Consider the following 16,571-nt stretch of genomic DNA (forward strand, 5'->3'; position numbering starts at 1 on the left):
ACTCCCGCGTTATAGGGATTATCGTAACTGTTCGGAGATTCTCGCCGTCCCGTCCGGCGAGAAATCTATGGAGACGTACGATAACCCCTATAGTTCTGCGGACCGAGATAGCCCCACGCTTGGAGGCGGTCGCCGTCGCCGCCGATCCACCGCTCGCCGATGTCGTCGCGGTAGTAGCAGTTCGGGATCACGATGTCGTCGACGCGTCCGTAGCACTGCTCGCGGGCGGCCTGCATCGTTTCGCCTTTCCCAGTCACGACGAGTGGCATCCCGCTCTCGCCGGCGGCGCGCCACTGGTCGTCGACCCGCCTCGTGTCTTCGAGATGGATGCCGCATCGATCCGGGGTGTCGAAGACGATCGCGGCGTTGCGCGAACTCTCGTCGTAGGTTTTCGGGTCATCGAACGGGAACGGCGGCAACACGACGCGGACGCCGACCTGGAATCCCCGGTGCGTCGCGAGGTCGGGGTCGTTCCCGCGAGCGAGAGCCGCGAAGAACTGTCCGGTGGGTGACTCGAAAGACTCCTCTTGGAGCGCGATCGTCGGATAGCCGAACCGCGGCGTGAACTCGAGCGGGAAGATCCCGCTCTCGTTGACGATGCAGTTGAGGTCGATGCTCCCGACGTAACCCTCGCCTGCGAGCCAGCCTTCCAGCTTCCCGAGCGTCTCCTCGAACAGTTCGTTCCGTTCGCTCCAGAACATCGAGGTCCCCATCTCGCCGGTCGAGGGGCCGATGTTGCCCGGAAACAGCTTCTTGTGCTCGAAATTGAAGTTCACGCGGTCGACGAATCGCTCGCCGTCGAAGAAGCCGCAGACGGCGACCTCAACGCCCTCGACCTTCCGCTGGAGTTGGAAGCCCTTCATCCGGTGGCCCCACGCCTGCTTGTACGCCCGGAGGACGTCGACGACGTCGCTGCCGTCGTCTTCACTGCCGACGTACAAGAGCCGCTTCACGTTCTGGACTTCGCCGAGCGGCTTGATGACGTATGCGGCCGGATTCTTTTGCACGTGTTGAATGGCCGCGTCGAAATCGTAGAAGACGTGGTGTTCGACGGTGTTTACGCCGTGTTCTTCCAGGATGTCCATCGCGTACCCGCGGTCCGCTTCGAGGCGGTCCGTATTCGGCGTCCCGCCAATCACGGCGTGGCCGTCCGCGCGAAGCTCCTGCGCGAGCTCGCCGGTGCCGACGTCGGAGCCGACCCAGATGTCGTCGAAGACGATCACGTCGGCCCACTCGACTTCGGCGCGCCAGTCGTCGGTTTTGGGGACGAAGCCGTCGCCGATCTCGCGGTCCGCTTCGGTCTCGATGTAGTACTTCACCTCGTGGCCCTCCCGGTGGATCTGCCACGCGAGGTCCGTGACCAGGGCAGCATCGGCCGAGACGAAGAGAAATCGCGCTGGGTCCATAGGGGAAATTTCGGTCGGGACCAACTTGAGTGTGTGCAGTGGTGTCACGGGTCGTCCGGCGGTATTAAGAAAGTCGCTTCCGAGATGTAGCCTGATGGTAGATCTTCGACGCGTCGCCCTCGACATTCTGAAACCACACGACCCGTCGATGCTGGAGTTCACGGAACGAATCGCGGCCGTCGAGAGCGTCGACGGCGTGTCCACGTCGCTCATCGAACTCGATCAGGAGGTGCAGAACGTCAAAATAACCGCGGAGGGGACGAGCCTCGAGTACGACGCGATCGAGGACGTGATCGAGAGTCTCGGCGGCACCGTCCACTCGATCGACCAGGCCGCCTACGGCGAGTACGTCGTCGAAGAGCGGCGGACGTTACAGGACGACTGACTCGACGTGTCATCGACACGCCGCCTCCTTCGGGAACTGATCGGGCGAGAGGACGTCCTCTCGATCGCGCGACGGTACTTCGTCTCGAACGGCTTCGACGGGACCCTGACGAGCATCGGCGTCATCGTCGGCGCGGTCCTCTCTGGGATTCCCGACGGCCTCACCGTCATCAAGATCGGCCTCGGCGCTGCGGTGGGGTTGGGAACCTCGGCGATCTGGAGCGTCTGGGAGATCGAGCGCGCCGAGACGACCGCCAAGATCAAACGCATCGAGCGGGCGATGCTGACCGACCTCGACGACACGCGCGTCCAGCGCGAACAGCGGGGTGCACGCGTCTTTCACGCCGCAGCCAGCGGTCTCGGTCCGCTCATCGGGATCTTGATCCCGCTCGTCCCGTTCACCGTCGAGGGGACGATGCTCTCGATGGCGGAAGCCGGCGTGGCCGGGGTCGCGCTCGGGATCGGGATCCTGGGCGTCTTCGGGGCGTATATGAGTTCGATCTCGGGGCAGCGCTGGTACGTTTCGGCGATCCGAATGGCGCTCGCGGGCCTCGTGGTCGCAGTGATCAATCTGTTTCTGCCCGGCTGAGTGAGGCCGGGTGCCTCACGCAGACTCTGTCAAGTCCGGCTCCGTATCCTCCGCCCCCGACTCCGGCGCTGAGTCCGAATCCGACGCCATATGGTGCTCTATGTCGTGACGTCGCGTCAGCCACCCGACCAGGACGAGAAGCGGCGCGCCGAGGACGAATACGACCCCCAGCAGCCCCCAGTCCGCGAGGCTGAGCGGGACGGTCCCGAAGTAGTCGTTCAGCGGCGTGTACAGCACCGCCAACTGGAGCGCGAGCGACGTGGCGACCGCACCGGCGAGCCAGCGGTTCGTGAGGACGGGCGTCCCGCGCGCCCACCGGACCACGTACAACTTCACGAACTCGAAGCCGACAAAGCCGGTGAAGACCATCGTCATCGCATAGGGCGTGACCGACGGCGCGCCGTCGAGCGTGTAGAACAACAGCCCGAGTAGCAGGACTGTCGCCGTCAGCCCGGCCCCGGCGATGAAGCCTCGCATATCGGCGTCGATGATCCCGACCACTCGCTCTCGGGGCTGGCGCTCCATCACGTCGCCAGCGGGGTCGGTGCCGAGTGCGAGCGCCGGCAGCCCATCGGTGAGGAGATTGATCCAGAGCAGTTGGACCGCCGGGAGGACGAGATAGCCAAACAGTGAGCCGATGAAGACGACCGCGACCTCGGCGGCGTTCGCACTCAGCAGATACGCGACAAACTTCCAGATGTTGTCGAAGATCATCCGCCCGCGCCGGATCGCGTTACGGATCGTCGCGTAGTTGTCGTCCAGGAGGATGATGTCGCTGGCCTGTTTGGCGACGTCGGTGCCGCGGACCCCCATCGCGATGCCGACGTCGGCGTTCTTGAGCGCGGGGGCGTCGTTGACGCCGTCGCCCGTCATCGCGACCGCGTGGCCGTTCGACTGCAACGCGTCGAGTATGCGGACCTTGTGCGTCGGTTCGGCCCGGGCGAACACGTCCACCTCCTCGACGCGCTCGCGCAGGGTGTCGTCGTCGAGGGCCTCGACCTCCTGACCAGTCAGGACGTCCGACTCGATACCGACCTGTGAAGCGATAGCGCGCGCGGTCAACGCGTTGTCGCCGGTGATCATCTTCACGTCGATTCCGGCGCGGTGAGTGTCGGCGATCGCTGATTTGACTTCCTCGCGCGGCGGGTCGATCAGCCCCTGCAGGCCGACGAACACGAGGTTCGATTCGGGTCCGCCGTCGTCGTCGCGGTCTTTGTACGCGAAACCGAGGACGCGGAGCGCCTGCTCGGCGAACGCGTCGATCTGCGCTTCGACCCGCGCTTTCGTCTCCTCGTCCATCTCGACGGGGCCGTCCGGGCCGAGGACGCGCGTCGACCGCCCGAGGATCTCCGTGGGCGCGCCTTTGACGTAGACGACATCGTCGTGGATGGTCGCCATCCGCCTGCGCTCGGAGGTGAACGGCACTTCGTCGCGGCGGGGACGTTCGCTGCGTCGGCTGTCGACGTCCAACCCCTGGGCGGTCGCGGCGGCGACGAGGGCGCGCTCTGTCGGGTCGCCGTCGTCGATCGTCGCGTCGTTGCAGAGTGCGCCGATCTCCAGCAGTCGTTCGAGACGCTCCTCGTGCACCGTGGCGTCGGAGTTGGCCGCGTCCGCGGCGTCGTCAGCAGTTGGTGCGCCGACCTCGAACTCCTCGTCGAGGACCCACGCGGCCCGGACGCGCATCTCGCCCTCGGTCAGCGTCCCGGTCTTGTCCGTGCAGACGACGTCGACGGCCCCGAGCGCCTCGACGGCCGGTAGCGTGCGGACGAGCGCGTTCTCGCCGGCCATCTGCCGCACCCCGAGCGCGAGCGTCAGGGTCACGACGGCCGGCAGTCCCTCGGGGATGGCCGCCACCGCCAGCGAGACGGCAGTTAGCCCCGCCTGGACGAGCCCACGCCCCTGGAAGACGAGCAACGGAACAATCAGCGCCGACAACCCCACGACGCCGATTCCCAACCGCTTGGCGAGGCGGTCGAGATCGCGCTGCAGGGGGGTCTGGGGGTCTTCGGCTCCGATTAGCGCCGTCGCAATCTCGCCCATCTCCGTCTCCATCCCCGTCTCGACGACGACGGCGACGGCACGGCCGCGGGTGACGTTCGTCCCCTTGTAGAGGATACTTTCGCGCTCGGCGAGCGGCGTCTCGGCGTCGACCGGATCGGCGTCTTTGCCGACGGGAACGCTCTCGCCCGTCAGCGCCGCCTCGTCGACTTCGAGGTTGTGGGCTTCCAGTAATCGGGCGTCGGCGGGGACGACGTCACCCTGGGAGACGAGCACGACGTCGCCCGGAACGAGGTCCGTCGCTTCGATCCGCTCCTCGCGTCCGCCACGTCGGACGCGGACGTCCGGGGCCGCCATCTCCCGGAGGGCTTCCAGACTCTGCTCGGCGCGGTACTCCTGGACGAAGCCGAAGACCCCGTTCAAGAGGAGAATGATCCCGATGAGAACGGCGTCGACGACGTGGCCGATCGCGAACGAGAGGATCGCCGCGACGAGCAACACCCAGATGAGCGCGCTCGAAAACTGTGCGAGGAAGATTCGGAGCGCGCCCCGCTCGTGACCGCCGGTGATCTCGTTCGGTCCGACGTCGGCGAGGCGCCCGGCGGCCTCCTCGGGTGCCAGTCCGGCAGACGTCGTCTCTAACTCCTCACACACCTCGTCGCCGGAGCGGCTGTGCCAATCCATCGCTCGTCCGTAACGTCGCAGCACCGACATATATACTGTATGCCGTGTGACTTCACATCACAATGCAGCGACGGCGACGCGCCCCTGCCGCGCTGGCGCGTCCGACTGCTCCGGTGGGTGGAAATTCTCGCGATCGGAGGTGGCTTTTTGGTCTCTGCCCGCACCTCTGGAAGTATGACGACGTACGTACTCGCAACCAACCACGTCGACACGAGCGCGAAACTCTGCGATTACCTTCTCGATCGGGTGTCGGGGAGCGACGAGGTACACGCGGTTAACTCCCTGCCCGGTGGCAGCGCGACCGACACCGACGACGTCCGCGACGGCGAGGAGGCGCTGAACGTCGTCTCCTCGCGACTCGACACGATCACGACCGTCGAGTCCCACCAGTTCGTCCGCGGCAACGAACCCCACGAGGACGTCATCGAACACGCCGAGGAGATCGACGCCGACGAGATCGTCATTGGCATCCGGAGGCGCAACCCGACCGCGAAAGTGGTCTTCGGCAGCACTGCACAGCAGATTATGCTGCACTCGAACCGACCGATGGCGGTCGTCCCGCTCGTCGACGTCGAGTAAGAGGGCTTATCGTAACTGTTCGGAGATTCTCGCCGTATGGTCCGGCGAGGAATCTATGGAGACGTACGATAATCCGTACAAGCACAGTCGACGCCAGCGGAGAAGTTCCCGTCTCGCTCTCGATTCAGTTTTCGGCGTTGCTTTCGCTCTCCGAATCCTCAATCTCGCCGTCTCGCTCCGCGTCGAGAACTGCCTCGGCGAGCATCGGGATGAACGTCCCGATGTCTGTCACCATCCCGATGGCCTGTGAACTCCCGCGGTCGAGCAACTGCGTCACCGTCGCCGGATTGATGTCGACGCAGACGACGCGGGTCGTCGAGGGGAGGCAGTTACCGACGGCGACCGAGTGCAGAAGCGTCGAGAGCAACAGCACCAGATCGGCCTCTCTGGCCTGCTCGCGGATCGCGTTCTGCGCCTCGATGGCATCCGTGATCGTATCCGGGAGGGGTCCGTCGTCGCGAATCGACCCAGCGAGCACGTACGGTACGTCGTTTTCGACGCACTCGTACATCACACCCTCCTCGATGAGCCCCTCCTCGACGGCGGGTCCGATTCCGCCGGCGCGGATGACCTCGCTGATCGTGTAGATGTGGTGTTTGTGGCCCTTCCGGGGGTGCTCCATCGTCTCCATATCCATCCCAAGCGACGTTCCGTAGAGGCCGCGCTCGATGTCGTGCGTCGCGAAGCCGTTGCCCGCCGAGAGCATATCGACGTATCCCTCCCGCACGAGGCGCGCGAGTTCGTCGCCGCCGCCGGCGTGGATCACTGCCGGTCCGGCCACGACGAGCACGGATTCGCCCCGCTCTTTCGTCGCGACGAGCGCCTCGGCGACGTCGTCGATCAACGACTCAGAGGGACGCTCCGCGGAGACGCCGCCCTGCATAAACCCGAACGGGCCGGAGCTGTCGCGCGGTCGGTCCGGGGGCTTCACGCGAATCCCCGCCTCGTCGGTGACGACGAGGTCGCCCTCGCGGATCGCGTTCAGTACCTTCGTCTCGGCTCTGACGGGGTCGCCCTCGTCGCCCTCCTCGACGACGATGGCGCAATCCATCTCGATGTTCTCGACTGGCACCCACTCTCCGTCGTAGCGGATCTCAGTCGGGTGGTTGGTCGTCGAATAAAAGCCCTTGGGGACGACCTGGTCTTTCGGTGCGGGCGTGACGTGCGCGTCGACCGGGTCGGTGAGGTTCGCGCCGTTCTGGTGGAGTTCGTGGAGGATCTCTTGGAGCGTGTCGGCGTCGTCGGCACTGACGCGCATCCGACAGTAGGAAGTCTCGTCTTTGTGTCGTCCGACGTCGAACGTCTCGATCTCGAAGGAGCCGCCGAGATCCATCACGATGCCGAACGTGCGCTGTAGCGTCCCCGAGTCAATAATGTGGCCGTCGAGTTCGACCGTTCGCGTGGCGCTCATTCGGGCAACTGCGTTCGGGAGCTAAAAGACGGTTGCGGCGAGGCCAGTGACGCGGCGTGCTGCAAACGACCCGGCGGATCAGTCATCCACCACGGCATCGAGGAACGCCAGGCCGTGGCCGACAGCCTGCTCGAAGCCGTCCCCGTCGTAGAGACCGAAGTGCCCGACCGGGAGTCGCAGGAGGGTCGCGTCCGCCACGTCCTCGGCGGCCGCTTCGATCTCCTCGACCGGGACGACGTCGTCGCGCTCGCCGCCGAGGAAGAGCACCGGGCAGGCGAGTCTATCGCGGTCTTCGCCGCCGGTGTGCCGCGCGAGCGAGAGGACCGAGCGTGCAGGCGTCTCGTTCTCCCACTCGCCGTCGCCGACGAGGTCGCAGTAGCCGCGATAGGCGCTCGGCGTGGCGACGAGTGCGAGGTTCCCATCGTCGCTGCTGCCGTCGTCGACGACCGGAACGGTGTGGGGACCGACGAGGAGTGATTGGACTCGGTCCCGGACGCCCGCGAGCGTCCCTCTGGCGAGGAATCCGATCCCACGGGCACGGAGGAACGCCCGACCGGAGAGGATCGGCGTCTGGGAGACGACGGCTTCGATCCGCGGGTCGTCGGCCGCGACGTCGAGCACTGCGCCGCCGGAGAGATCCGTCCCCCAGAGGACGATTCGATCGGTGGCGACGTCGCCGCGGCCGCGCAGTCCGGCGAGCGCTGCTTCCCAGTCGGCGCGCTGACGCGCGGGTGAGAGGAGATTCCGCGGCTCGCCGTCGCTGTCGCCGGCATATCGAACGTCGAAGTGGAAGACGGCGTAGCCGGCCGCGGCGAGCCGTTCGGCGTAGCGGTCGAGCCCGAACGCGCTCGCGCCGACGAGGCCGCCGGTCATCACGACGAGCGCCGGATCTGCGGGTCGGTCGGGGCGGTACAGCCGCCCGACGCAGCGCTCGTCACCGCTGTGGAACGTCATCCTGACCGTCGAGAACTCGTATCTCGACGGTCGGTTTCGACGCGCGCGCTGGTCGGGCTCTGCGTCGTTCCACTCGCTGTTCGCGCCGGGACGGGTCACTGTTCGCCCTCCGCGAGGGTTTCGATGACGCGTTCGGAGAACGCCTCGCCGCTGATGTCGTAGTCTATGTACTGCCGAAACCACTCGGCCTCGGCGTACCAGGTCCCCTGGACGTCGTCGTCGTGTCGGAGGACCGTCGCCTCGACGCGCGTGGGCTCCCAGTCGTCGTGTTCGGCGGCCTCGATGAACGTCCGAAGCGCACGGCCCATCTCCTGGTGGTTCACCGACACGTCGGGAAACGCCGTGAGATAGACCAATTCGACCGTCTCGCCGGTCGGGTCGACCGACTCGACGCTGATTCCGTTGGACCGAAGTTCGCCTTCGAGTCCGGAGATGACGTCGTTCATACGTTCCCCTTCCGCGTGGAGCGAGTAAACTGTTGTCGCGCGGACGAAACGTCGGACCCCACCGGCGACCCGTTCGGCCGAAATCCATTTTTTCTCTGACCCCTCTAACGTACGTGACTTCCAGCCGTGCTCCTCTCTCGATTCTCTACGTCGACGACGACCCAGATCTGGTCGCGCTGGTGAAGACCTATCTCGAAGGCGACTCGACTGACGTCGACTGCACTGTCTCGACGGAGACGTCGCCGACGGCCGCACTCGATCGGATTCGGTCGGCCGATTCGGACGTCGACTGCGTGATCAGCGACTACAATATGCCCGAGATGAACGGGATCACGTTCCTCGAATCCGTTCGCGAGAGTCGTCCCGAACTCCCGCTACTCCTGTTCTCCGGCGAGGAGACGAACGACGTCGCCGCAGAGGTCGTGCGAGCGGGCCTCACGGACTACCTTCAGAAAGGGATGGGCACCGACCAGTACACGATGTTGATCCGGCGCGTCGAACACGCCGTCGAGGGCGGGGGACAGTTCGACCCGGAGGCCCAGACCGAACTCGACGGCGTCGGGGTCGTCGGGACGGACGCACACTTCGAGGAGGCCGACGACACCTACGCGTCGTTCTACGGCTACGATTCCGACGACGTCGAGGGCAAGCACTGGACGGAACTGCACCCCGACGAGGAGGTCGAACACATCCGCACCCACGTCCTGCCGGTGGTCCGCCGTGGCGGCGAGTGGAGCGGCCGCAGTCGCGGTCTTCGCTCGGACGGGAGCACGTTCACCGAGTCGAAGATGGTGACTGCACTCGACGACGGACGACTTCTGATCGCCGTCTCGGAACTCGACGACTCCCAACTCAACACAGGCGGCTGAGGGACCGCACTACGCCTCTTGGACGCGGAGTTCTAGCCCCCACGTCGCCTGGACGGTCGGCTCCGCGTCCATCTCGGACTCCGGAGGCGCTGTCGACACCGAGTGCGTCCAGCGGTACGTTCCTGGCTCGTAGTAGCCCTCGGTTACGGGGTCGTCCCAGACCGAGTAGACGTACGTCTGCGACTCGCCGGCCGCCCAGACGCGCCGCGCACAGCCGTAGGCGGGGTAGCCGATCGGACCGTCGGGATCGTACTCCCAGCGACCATCGACGCGCGGTTCCGGTTCGTCGCGAGCGCCGTAGAGCCACAGCCCGCCGTTCTCGCTTCGGCCACGAGATCGGTTGAACGGACGACAACCGTCGACGCCGACGCTGAGTGCGCGTTTCGCGCCGAGATTTCGGGCGGTGAGAACGAGCGTCGCCGGATGTCGATCGGTGACGGTCGGCGTCGGCAGTTCGGCGTCGATCGCGAAGGCGACGTCGTCCGGGAGTGTCCCGAGATGGACGATAGAGACGCGACGCGGGTGAGGATTCCCTTCGGAACCGAACGGGAACGACGAACGATCGAGACAGCCGGCGATCGAACCGACAGAGAGCGTCCCGAGCGCAGCGAGGGCCTGGCGGCGTCGCATACGAGTCCGTCGCCGGAGCCACGCAAAAGGTCTTCTGCGTGGTGCCGGCCGGTGCTCATACTGTCGGACAGAACGATGTGAAGCGTATCGGCACCCCGTGGGTGCCAACATCATTCACGAACTGCTGTCCGACAGTATCACACCTCGACGCGTAGCCCGTCGCGAGCGAAGCACACGTCGCCGTCGTACTGTGACTCGATCGAGGCCAGCATCTCCTCGTGGCGACCTTCGGTGTGTGGATAGAGGTGGGTCAGGTACACGCGGCCGATGTCGTGGCCCGCCAGCACCTCGCCGAGTTGCGACGGCGTCGGGTGATTCGAGACGTCCACGTCGTCCGGGAACGAACAGTCGTGAGCGAGAACGGCCGCGCCGTCGGCGAAGTTCGCGAGGCTAGACGCCGCCTCGCCGTCGCCGGAGAAGACGACGTCTCTCGATACGCCGGACGATCCGTCGCTCTCGCCGTCGCTCGCCGAGAACCGATACGCGAGGCAGTCCAGCGAGTGCACCATCTCCGTCGCCGAGACGTCGAAGCCGGCGACCGAGAACTCGGTCGGCCCGACCTCGCGGACGCTCAGATCGACCCGATCCTGGAGGTAGTCGTGAACGTCGAGGAGGCCGTCGAGAAGCGACTTCGTCCCCGCGGGACCGACGACTTCGAGGTACTCCTCTCCCGCCAGCCAGCGCGCCTTCAACAGCGGGAGGAGGTCCGCGACGTGATCGAGGTGGTGGTGGGTGAGAAGCACCGACGAGACGCCTTCGTACCCTACGTCCGTGCTCGCGAGTCGGTGGAGGACGCCGCTCCCGCAGTCGACGAGCAGCGAGCGGTCGCCTGATTCGAGGAGGAGCCCCGTCTGCACCCGGTCGGGGACGGGCATCGCGCTTCCGGTTCCGAGGAAGGTGAGACGCATCGCCGGGGCTACGACGGGCGACCGGATAGTCGTTCGGGACGGGTCCGTCTCGAACTGAGCGATAGCCGGAGGCTCGTATAGGGATTATCGTAAGTCTCCATAGATTTCTCGCCGGACGATACGGCGAGAATCTCCGAACAGTTACGATAATCCCTAGTAGTTCCGGTGGCAAACAGTCGGCACAGCGGGTGAGCTCCCGCGTCGACGTGCCGAACGACCGCTGCCCGACGCGGGACAGTTCCTACGTCACGGGGTCGCTGGGCCCGTGATCGGATATAAATCCACGCCGATAGCCGGTCGGGGTTCTACCACCCGGTTCGGGCAGAACCCACTTACTCCTGGGCCCCAACCTACGGACGATGGTACAGAGCGGGCGTGAACTGCTCCGATCGGCGGCTGCAGACGCGGCGAGCGGCGGCGCAGGGAACGCCGACAGCGGGGCGGGCAACGGCGCCGCAGACGACGGAGATCTGGGGAGCGCCGACCCCTACGATTTCGATCCCGATTCCGTCGACATCGCCGACAGCGACGTCCTCGATCGGCTGGAACCTGCAGTACGGGAGTGGTGGATCGATCAGTTCGGCCGCTACGTCCAACAGAACGGCGGGTTCTTCACGCCCCCACAGCGCGAGGCGATCCCGCTGGTCGACGCGGGGACGAACGCGCTCGTCTGTGCGCCGACCGGATCGGGCAAGACGCTCGCGTCGTTCACGGCGATCCTGAACGATCTGTTCCGACGGGGACGCGAGCACGAGGACGGCCTCGACAACGCCGTCTACTGCCTCTATATCTCCCCGCTGAAGTCGCTCGCGAACGACATCCACCGCAATCTGACCGTTCCGCTGGAGGGAATCCGCGATCGGATGGACGAGCGCGGCACCGACGTCGAAGTGCGGCACGCGATCCGTCACGGCGATACCGACTCCGCGGCACGGCAGCGGATGCTGGATGAGACCCCACACATCCTCAACACGACGCCGGAGACGCTCGCGATCCTGCTCAACGCGCCGAAGTTCCGCGAGAAGCTCCGATCCGTCGAGTACGTCGTCGTCGACGAGATTCACAGCCTCGCGGAGAACAAGCGCGGGACGCATCTTTCGGTCTCCTTAGAGCGCCTCGAAAATCTGGTCGATACGTCGCCGACTCGCATCGGCTGTTCGGCGACGGTCGAACCGTTGTCGACGATGGCGGAGTTCCTCGTCGGCCGCGACGCCGACGGCGACCCCCGCGAACACGAGATCGTCGACACGCGGTTCGTCCGCGACTTCGACCTCCAGTTGGAGTGTCCGACCGACGACCTGATCCACACGCCGCGTTCGGACGTTCAATCGGGGTTCTACGACCGCCTCGACGAACTGATCCGCTCGCATCGGAACACCCTCGTGTTCACGAACACCCGTTCGGGCGCAGAGCGCGTCCTCGAAAACCTCCGGGAGCGTTACGAGGACTACGACGACGCCAACTCGGGCTGTCACCACGGCAGTCTCTCGAAAGAGCGTCGCCAGGCGGTCGAGGAAGGGCTGAAAGACGGCTCACTCGACGTCGTGACCACCTCGACGAGCCTCGAACTCGGGATCGATATGCCACACCTCGATTTGGTCGTACAGGTCGGCTCGCCGAAGTCCGTCGCCTCGCTGCTCCAGCGGGTCGGCCGCGCGGGCCACAGCCTCGGCGAGACTGTCGAGGGGCGCGTGATCGCACTCGACCGCGACGAACTCGTCGAGTGCGCGGTGATGCTGCAGAAGGCCGAAGACGGATTCGTCGATCGGGTGTTCGTCCCCGAGAACGCCCAAGACGTCGCCGCTCAGCACGTCTACGGGATGGCGATCAACGCCGTCCGGCCCGAGCGGGAAGTCGTAGACACCCTCCGCAGAGCGTATCCCTATCGAAACTACGCCGAGGCGGACTGGGAGCAGTTGCTTCGCTATCTGACCGCGGGCTACGAGGGACTCGAAGACAAGAACGTCTACGCGAAAGTCTGGCGCGACACCAACGACCCGCCGTCGGGTGAACACCACTACGAGGAGTTCGACGTGGGCGAGCGCCTCCTCGGCAAGCGCGGGCGGATGGCGCGCGTCATCTATATGACCAACATCGGAACGATCCCGGACTCGTTCACCTGCGAAGTCTTGACCAGACAGAGCGAGGAGTGGGTCGGCACGCTCGACGAGAACTACCTCGATACGTTGGAGAAAGGCGACGTGTTCGTCCTCGGCGGCGATCGGTTCGCCTATCGCTACCGCCACGGCTCGAAGGTGTACGTCGATCGGACGAACGCACGCGCGACGGTCCCTTCGTGGTTCTCCGAACGCCTCCCGCTCTCGTACGATCTCGGTCGGGAGATCGCCGCCTTCCAGCGGGACCTGCTCGATCGCCTCTCCGCCGGCGGACGGCCCGCCGCCCGGGAGTGGCTCCGGGACTTCCCGGTCGACGAGAACGCCGTCCGCGCCATCGCGCGCCTCTTCGACGAGCAGCGCCGCTACGCCGGGGCAGAGAGCGTCGCCACCGACGAGCGTCTCGTCGTCGAGGAGGAACTCGACCGCGAGACCTACCGGCGGCACTTCTACGTCCACTCGACGTACGGCCGGCGGTTCAACGACGGCCTCTCGCGACTCGTCGCCGCCCAGTGTGCCCGCCGCTCGAACGCGAACGTCCAGATCGCCGTCGCCGACAACGGCTTCTCGCTGTCGATGCCGCTGAATCGGAAGGTGGACGTCGGCGCGATCCTGCGCGACCTCGACCCCGAGGCGGTCCGTTCGGAACTCCGCGCGTCGCTCGACGGCACGGACTTACTGAAGCGCTACTTCCGCATCGACGCCACCCGCGCGCTGATGATTCTGAAGCGCTACAAGGGCTACGAGAAGTCCGCGGCCGAACAGCAGGTCTCCGCTGAGATGCTGCTCTCTTTCGCCGACGACCTCGACGACTTCGCGGTGATAGACGAGACGTATCGGGAGCTAATCGAGGACAAACTGAACGTCGCCGCGATAGAAGACGTGCTGAAAGCGGTCCGTGCGGGCGACGTCGACGTGGTCACGACGCAGGTCGACTCGCCGACTCCTCGCGCGTTCGGTCTCGCGACGCTGCTGGCGAGCGACGTCGTCCTCGCCGAAGACGAGAGTGCGGCGTTACAGGAGTTCCACGCGCGGGTCCTCGAAGAAATCGACGGGAACGTGGCGCGCGCATCGGACGGTGGAGAGCCCTCCAGCCCCGACTGAACTGGCAGACCCGCTGTGAACGGGAGTCGTTGCAGTCGTTCGTGACTGTTTAGGCGGTTCGACCGACAACTATCGACGATGGCCACTACGCCGTCCGTCGACGTAGCCGACCTCTCGCCGCAGGCCTGGCGACTCCTCCGCGTCGCCGCAGGCTACGAACAGCGGACGGTGGAACAGGAAGTCGACGACATCCTCCAGGCGCACGTCTCGATGCTCGAATCAGGAACGCGAGCGCTCTCTCAACCTCGTAAGCAGGAGCTTTTCGACCTCTATGCGGCCGAACTCGACGACGACCAGATCGAGGCGCTCGCGACGCACTTCTGATCGTACACGAGGCCCAGCATACGAGACCGAGACGGGCCGAATGCTCTCTCGTCGCTTTCGAAAATATTAATGATTCAGTTTCGCTAGAGCCGCGTATCAATGATACAGCTGGGTAACTCGCAAACACAGAAGCGACTGATACTGTTCGCGGTCGCGATCCTCGGCACGGCCGTGATTGCGGCCGCGCCCTCGCCGGAGGGCCTCTCGATCAGAGGCCAGTACGCGGTGGCGACGATGTTCTTCGCCGGTTTCCTGTGGGTGACCGGAACGCTCCCGCTGGCGGTGACGGCGGTGTCGATTCCGTTCGTCCTGACGGCGCTAGGCGTGTACGACGACCTCGACACCGCACTCGTCGGGTTCGCCGATCACCTCATCTTCCTGTTCATCGCGGGATTCATGCTGGCGAACGCGCTGCAGAAGTACGACATCGACCGGCGCATCGCGCTGTGGATGATGTCGAAGATGGGCTCGTCGCCGCGGCGCCTCGTCGCGGCCGTGATGCTCGCGACTGCCTTCCTCTCGATGTGGGTCTCGAACACGGCGACGACGGCGATGATGACGCCGATCGCGCTCGGGGTCCTCACGCAGGTCCTCGGCCGCGAGGACGTTGCTGCCGCGGCTGCCGACCCCAGCGCCGACATCGACGCCGACGTCGCCACCGACGGCAGCACCGGGACTGTCGGAGTGGCAGATTCGTTCACCAACCTCCAGATCTCGATGCTGCTCGGCACCGCTTACGCCGCCAGCGTCGGCGGGGTCGGAACGCTCATCGGGACGCCTCCGAACGCTATTTTGACCGCCCAGCTCAACGAGATTCTGGGATACGAGATCGGGTTCGCACAGTGGCTGCTGATCGGCCTGCCGATCGTCTTCGTCACGCTCCCGCTCGTGTGGTACCTTCTGACGTACCAGATCTACCCGCCGGAAGTCTCGAACGTCGAGTCCGCGCGCGAGGAGGCGGCGAAATACCTCGAAGAAGAGGGCGAACTGAGCACGCGCGGCAAGCGCGTCGCGTACATCTTCACCGCGACGGCGGGGCTGTGGGTGCTCGGCGGCCTGGGCGATCTCGTCGGCCCGTTCCTGCCCTCGGTCTGGGCGACGACGATCTTCGGCGGCGGCGGGATGACCGTCTTCGGCGTCGAAGGCCACCAGGGCATCCTCTACTACGTGATGGTCGGGCTGGCGGCGATTCCGGCGCTCGTGCTTGCAGACACGATGGAGTGGGACGAACTGGTCGACATCGACTGGGGGACGATCCTCCTGTTCGGTGGCGGGATCGCACTCGCCGACGCGCTGGCCGCGACGGGCGCGACTAACTGGATCGCAGACACCGTCTTCAGTTCGCTGACGGGCGCGCCGATCGTCGTCGTGGTCGGCGTGGTCGTCCTGCTCGTCATCTTCCTCACGGAGATGACCTCGAACACGGCGACGGCGACGATCATCATCCCGATCCTCATCAGTATCGGGAGCGTCTTCGCCGCCACGCTCGGTCTCGCCGAGGTGTCGGCCGCGGTGTTCCTCGCCGTGTCGGGCGCGGTCGCCGCGAGTTTCGCGTTCGCGCTCCCGGTCGCGACGCCGCCGAACGCCATCGTCTTCGGTTCAGGCTACATCGAACAGCGACATATGATGAAGGCGGGCGTCATCCTGAACCTCGTGATGACGGCCGTCCTCACCGGGCTGATCTGGCTTCTGTTCCGGTTCGTCTGGCCAGTCGTGCTCTGGTGAGCGCGAAAAGCAGCGTCGAATCCGCGTCCGCGTCCTACGCCTGATTCGATTCTTCGTCGGCCGACCACTCGCCGCCGACGCGGTCGACGCCCATCAGATCCTCGCCTTCGTGCTCGGTGAAGGATACCTTCAGATTCTCCTCGGGGACGGCCCACGTGTCCGCTATCAGACCCATCACCGCGAGCGCGAACGAACGACGGCGTTCGAAGGATCGACCCTCGCGGATGTCAGCACTCAAGAAGCAACACGGCCCATCGACCGCGCGGCCGAGCGAGAGGTTCGCATCAGGATGCTCGCGGATCACCACGGCGACGTGACCCGTCGTCGTCGCCATCTCGTCGGCGTAGAGTTCCGTCACCGCGTCGGTGAACGCTTCTTTCTCCGCGTCGGTCGCGGACACCGTCGTATCGAACTGTAGCAGTGGCACGCCCACGCCTACGCGAGGA

General features: G+C 65.6%; 15 protein-coding genes. 7 read left to right on the forward strand and 8 right to left on the reverse strand.

What is annotated here, in order from left to right; translation table 11 throughout:
• Positions 1–65 precede the first annotated feature (65 nt).
• Positions 66–1,406 carry a phosphoribosylamine--glycine ligase gene (locus tag NO347_RS10740; RefSeq protein WP_256289594.1) on the reverse strand — a complete coding sequence of 447 codons (1,341 nt, stop codon included), beginning with the start codon at positions 1,404–1,406 and terminating at the stop codon, positions 66–68.
• Positions 1,407–1,500: 94 nt separating this feature from the next.
• On the opposite strand from NO347_RS10740, the gene NO347_RS10745 reads away from it, so the two are divergent.
• Together NO347_RS10745 and NO347_RS10750 are read left to right on the forward strand one after the other, a co-directional pair.
• Positions 1,501–1,791, forward strand: a complete 291-nt coding sequence (locus NO347_RS10745) for a DUF211 domain-containing protein (RefSeq protein ID WP_256289595.1) — start codon at positions 1,501–1,503, stop codon at positions 1,789–1,791.
• A gap of 6 nt (positions 1,792–1,797) precedes the next feature.
• Entirely contained in the window at positions 1,798–2,379 is a 582-nt protein-coding gene (locus NO347_RS10750) for a VIT1/CCC1 transporter family protein (protein ID WP_256289596.1), read from the forward strand.
• A 15-nt stretch (positions 2,380–2,394) separates the two neighbouring features.
• On the opposite strand, the gene NO347_RS10755 is transcribed toward NO347_RS10750, so the two are convergent.
• Positions 2,395–5,061 carry a cation-translocating P-type ATPase gene (locus tag NO347_RS10755; RefSeq protein ID WP_256289597.1) on the reverse strand — a complete coding sequence of 889 codons (2,667 nt, stop codon included), beginning with the start codon at positions 5,059–5,061 and terminating at the stop codon, positions 2,395–2,397.
• Positions 5,062–5,235: 174 nt separating this feature from the next.
• Here NO347_RS10755 and NO347_RS10760 point away from each other — a divergent pair, with 174 nt between their 5' ends.
• Positions 5,236–5,640, forward strand: coding sequence for a universal stress protein (locus NO347_RS10760; RefSeq protein ID WP_256289598.1), 405 nt, complete (start codon positions 5,236–5,238; stop codon positions 5,638–5,640).
• 124 nt (positions 5,641–5,764) lie between these two features.
• Here NO347_RS10760 and NO347_RS10765 read toward each other — a convergent pair whose 3' ends face one another.
• The 3 genes from NO347_RS10765 to NO347_RS10775 form a co-directional block, all read right to left on the reverse strand.
• Complete coding sequence (locus NO347_RS10765) at positions 5,765–7,051, reverse strand: ornithine cyclodeaminase, nickel-pincer nucleotide-dependent (protein WP_256289599.1); 1,287 nt, start codon at positions 7,049–7,051, stop codon at positions 5,765–5,767.
• 78 nt (positions 7,052–7,129) lie between these two features.
• Positions 7,130–8,104, reverse strand: coding sequence for a serine aminopeptidase domain-containing protein (locus tag NO347_RS10770; RefSeq protein WP_256289600.1), 975 nt, complete (start codon positions 8,102–8,104; stop codon positions 7,130–7,132).
• The gene (locus NO347_RS10775; protein ID WP_256289601.1) at positions 8,101–8,451 is read right to left on the reverse strand and encodes a DUF8159 domain-containing protein; all 351 of its coding nucleotides are present in this window, start codon (positions 8,449–8,451) and stop codon (positions 8,101–8,103) included. The genes NO347_RS10770 and NO347_RS10775 overlap by 4 nt, the downstream gene beginning before the upstream one ends.
• 113 nt (positions 8,452–8,564) lie before the next feature.
• Here NO347_RS10775 and NO347_RS10780 point away from each other — a divergent pair, with 113 nt between their 5' ends.
• Positions 8,565–9,320: a response regulator gene (locus NO347_RS10780; protein WP_256289602.1), complete on the forward strand. Its 756-nt coding sequence runs from the start codon at positions 8,565–8,567 to the stop codon at positions 9,318–9,320.
• Between the two features lie 9 nt (positions 9,321–9,329).
• On the opposite strand, the gene NO347_RS10785 is transcribed toward NO347_RS10780, so the two are convergent.
• Positions 9,330–9,950, reverse strand: coding sequence for a hypothetical protein (locus NO347_RS10785; RefSeq protein ID WP_256289603.1), 621 nt, complete (start codon positions 9,948–9,950; stop codon positions 9,330–9,332).
• A 137-nt stretch (positions 9,951–10,087) separates the two neighbouring features.
• Positions 10,088–10,858: an MBL fold metallo-hydrolase gene (locus NO347_RS10790; protein WP_256289604.1), complete on the reverse strand. Its 771-nt coding sequence runs from the start codon at positions 10,856–10,858 to the stop codon at positions 10,088–10,090.
• 359 nt (positions 10,859–11,217) lie between these two features.
• Here NO347_RS10790 and NO347_RS10795 point away from each other — a divergent pair, with 359 nt between their 5' ends.
• From NO347_RS10795 to NO347_RS10805, 3 genes are all read left to right on the forward strand, one after another.
• A complete protein-coding gene (locus tag NO347_RS10795) occupies positions 11,218–14,076 on the forward strand; it encodes an ATP-dependent helicase (RefSeq protein WP_256289605.1) in 2,859 nt (952 codons plus the stop codon).
• A gap of 78 nt (positions 14,077–14,154) precedes the next feature.
• Positions 14,155–14,400: a hypothetical protein gene (locus NO347_RS10800; RefSeq protein WP_256289606.1), complete on the forward strand. Its 246-nt coding sequence runs from the start codon at positions 14,155–14,157 to the stop codon at positions 14,398–14,400.
• Between the two features lie 99 nt (positions 14,401–14,499).
• Positions 14,500–16,125: an SLC13 family permease gene (locus NO347_RS10805; RefSeq protein ID WP_256289607.1), complete on the forward strand. Its 1,626-nt coding sequence runs from the start codon at positions 14,500–14,502 to the stop codon at positions 16,123–16,125.
• A 34-nt stretch (positions 16,126–16,159) separates the two neighbouring features.
• Here NO347_RS10805 and NO347_RS10810 read toward each other — a convergent pair whose 3' ends face one another.
• Positions 16,160–16,552, reverse strand: a complete 393-nt coding sequence (locus NO347_RS10810) for a tautomerase (protein ID WP_256289608.1) — start codon at positions 16,550–16,552, stop codon at positions 16,160–16,162.
• Between the last annotated feature and the right edge of the window lie 19 nt (positions 16,553–16,571).

This window comes from Halobellus inordinatus (genome assembly GCF_024464655.1).
In the GTDB taxonomy this organism is placed as follows: Archaea; Halobacteriota; Halobacteria; order Halobacteriales; family Haloferacaceae; genus Haloquadratum; species Haloquadratum inordinatus.

Excerpts from the sequence above, each read along its gene's own strand:
- NO347_RS10785 (WP_256289603.1), bottom strand. The coding sequence starts at position 9,950 with ATGCGACGCCGCCAGGCCCTCGCTGCGCTCGGGACGCTCTCTGTCGGT.
- NO347_RS10760 (WP_256289598.1), top strand. The coding sequence starts at position 5,236 with ATGACGACGTACGTACTCGCAACCAACCACGTCGACACGAGCGCGAAA.
- NO347_RS10775 (WP_256289601.1), bottom strand. The coding sequence starts at position 8,451 with ATGAACGACGTCATCTCCGGACTCGAAGGCGAACTTCGGTCCAACGGA.
- NO347_RS10765 (WP_256289599.1), bottom strand. The coding sequence starts at position 7,051 with ATGAGCGCCACGCGAACGGTCGAACTCGACGGCCACATTATTGACTCG.
- NO347_RS10790 (WP_256289604.1), bottom strand. The coding sequence starts at position 10,858 with ATGCGTCTCACCTTCCTCGGAACCGGAAGCGCGATGCCCGTCCCCGAC.
- NO347_RS10755 (WP_256289597.1), bottom strand. The coding sequence starts at position 5,061 with ATGGATTGGCACAGCCGCTCCGGCGACGAGGTGTGTGAGGAGTTAGAG.
- NO347_RS10745 (WP_256289595.1), top strand. The coding sequence starts at position 1,501 with ATGGTAGATCTTCGACGCGTCGCCCTCGACATTCTGAAACCACACGAC.
- NO347_RS10740 (WP_256289594.1), bottom strand. The coding sequence starts at position 1,406 with ATGGACCCAGCGCGATTTCTCTTCGTCTCGGCCGATGCTGCCCTGGTC.
- NO347_RS10795 (WP_256289605.1), top strand. The coding sequence starts at position 11,218 with ATGGTACAGAGCGGGCGTGAACTGCTCCGATCGGCGGCTGCAGACGCG.
- NO347_RS10805 (WP_256289607.1), top strand. The coding sequence starts at position 14,500 with ATGATACAGCTGGGTAACTCGCAAACACAGAAGCGACTGATACTGTTC.
- NO347_RS10800 (WP_256289606.1), top strand. The coding sequence starts at position 14,155 with ATGGCCACTACGCCGTCCGTCGACGTAGCCGACCTCTCGCCGCAGGCC.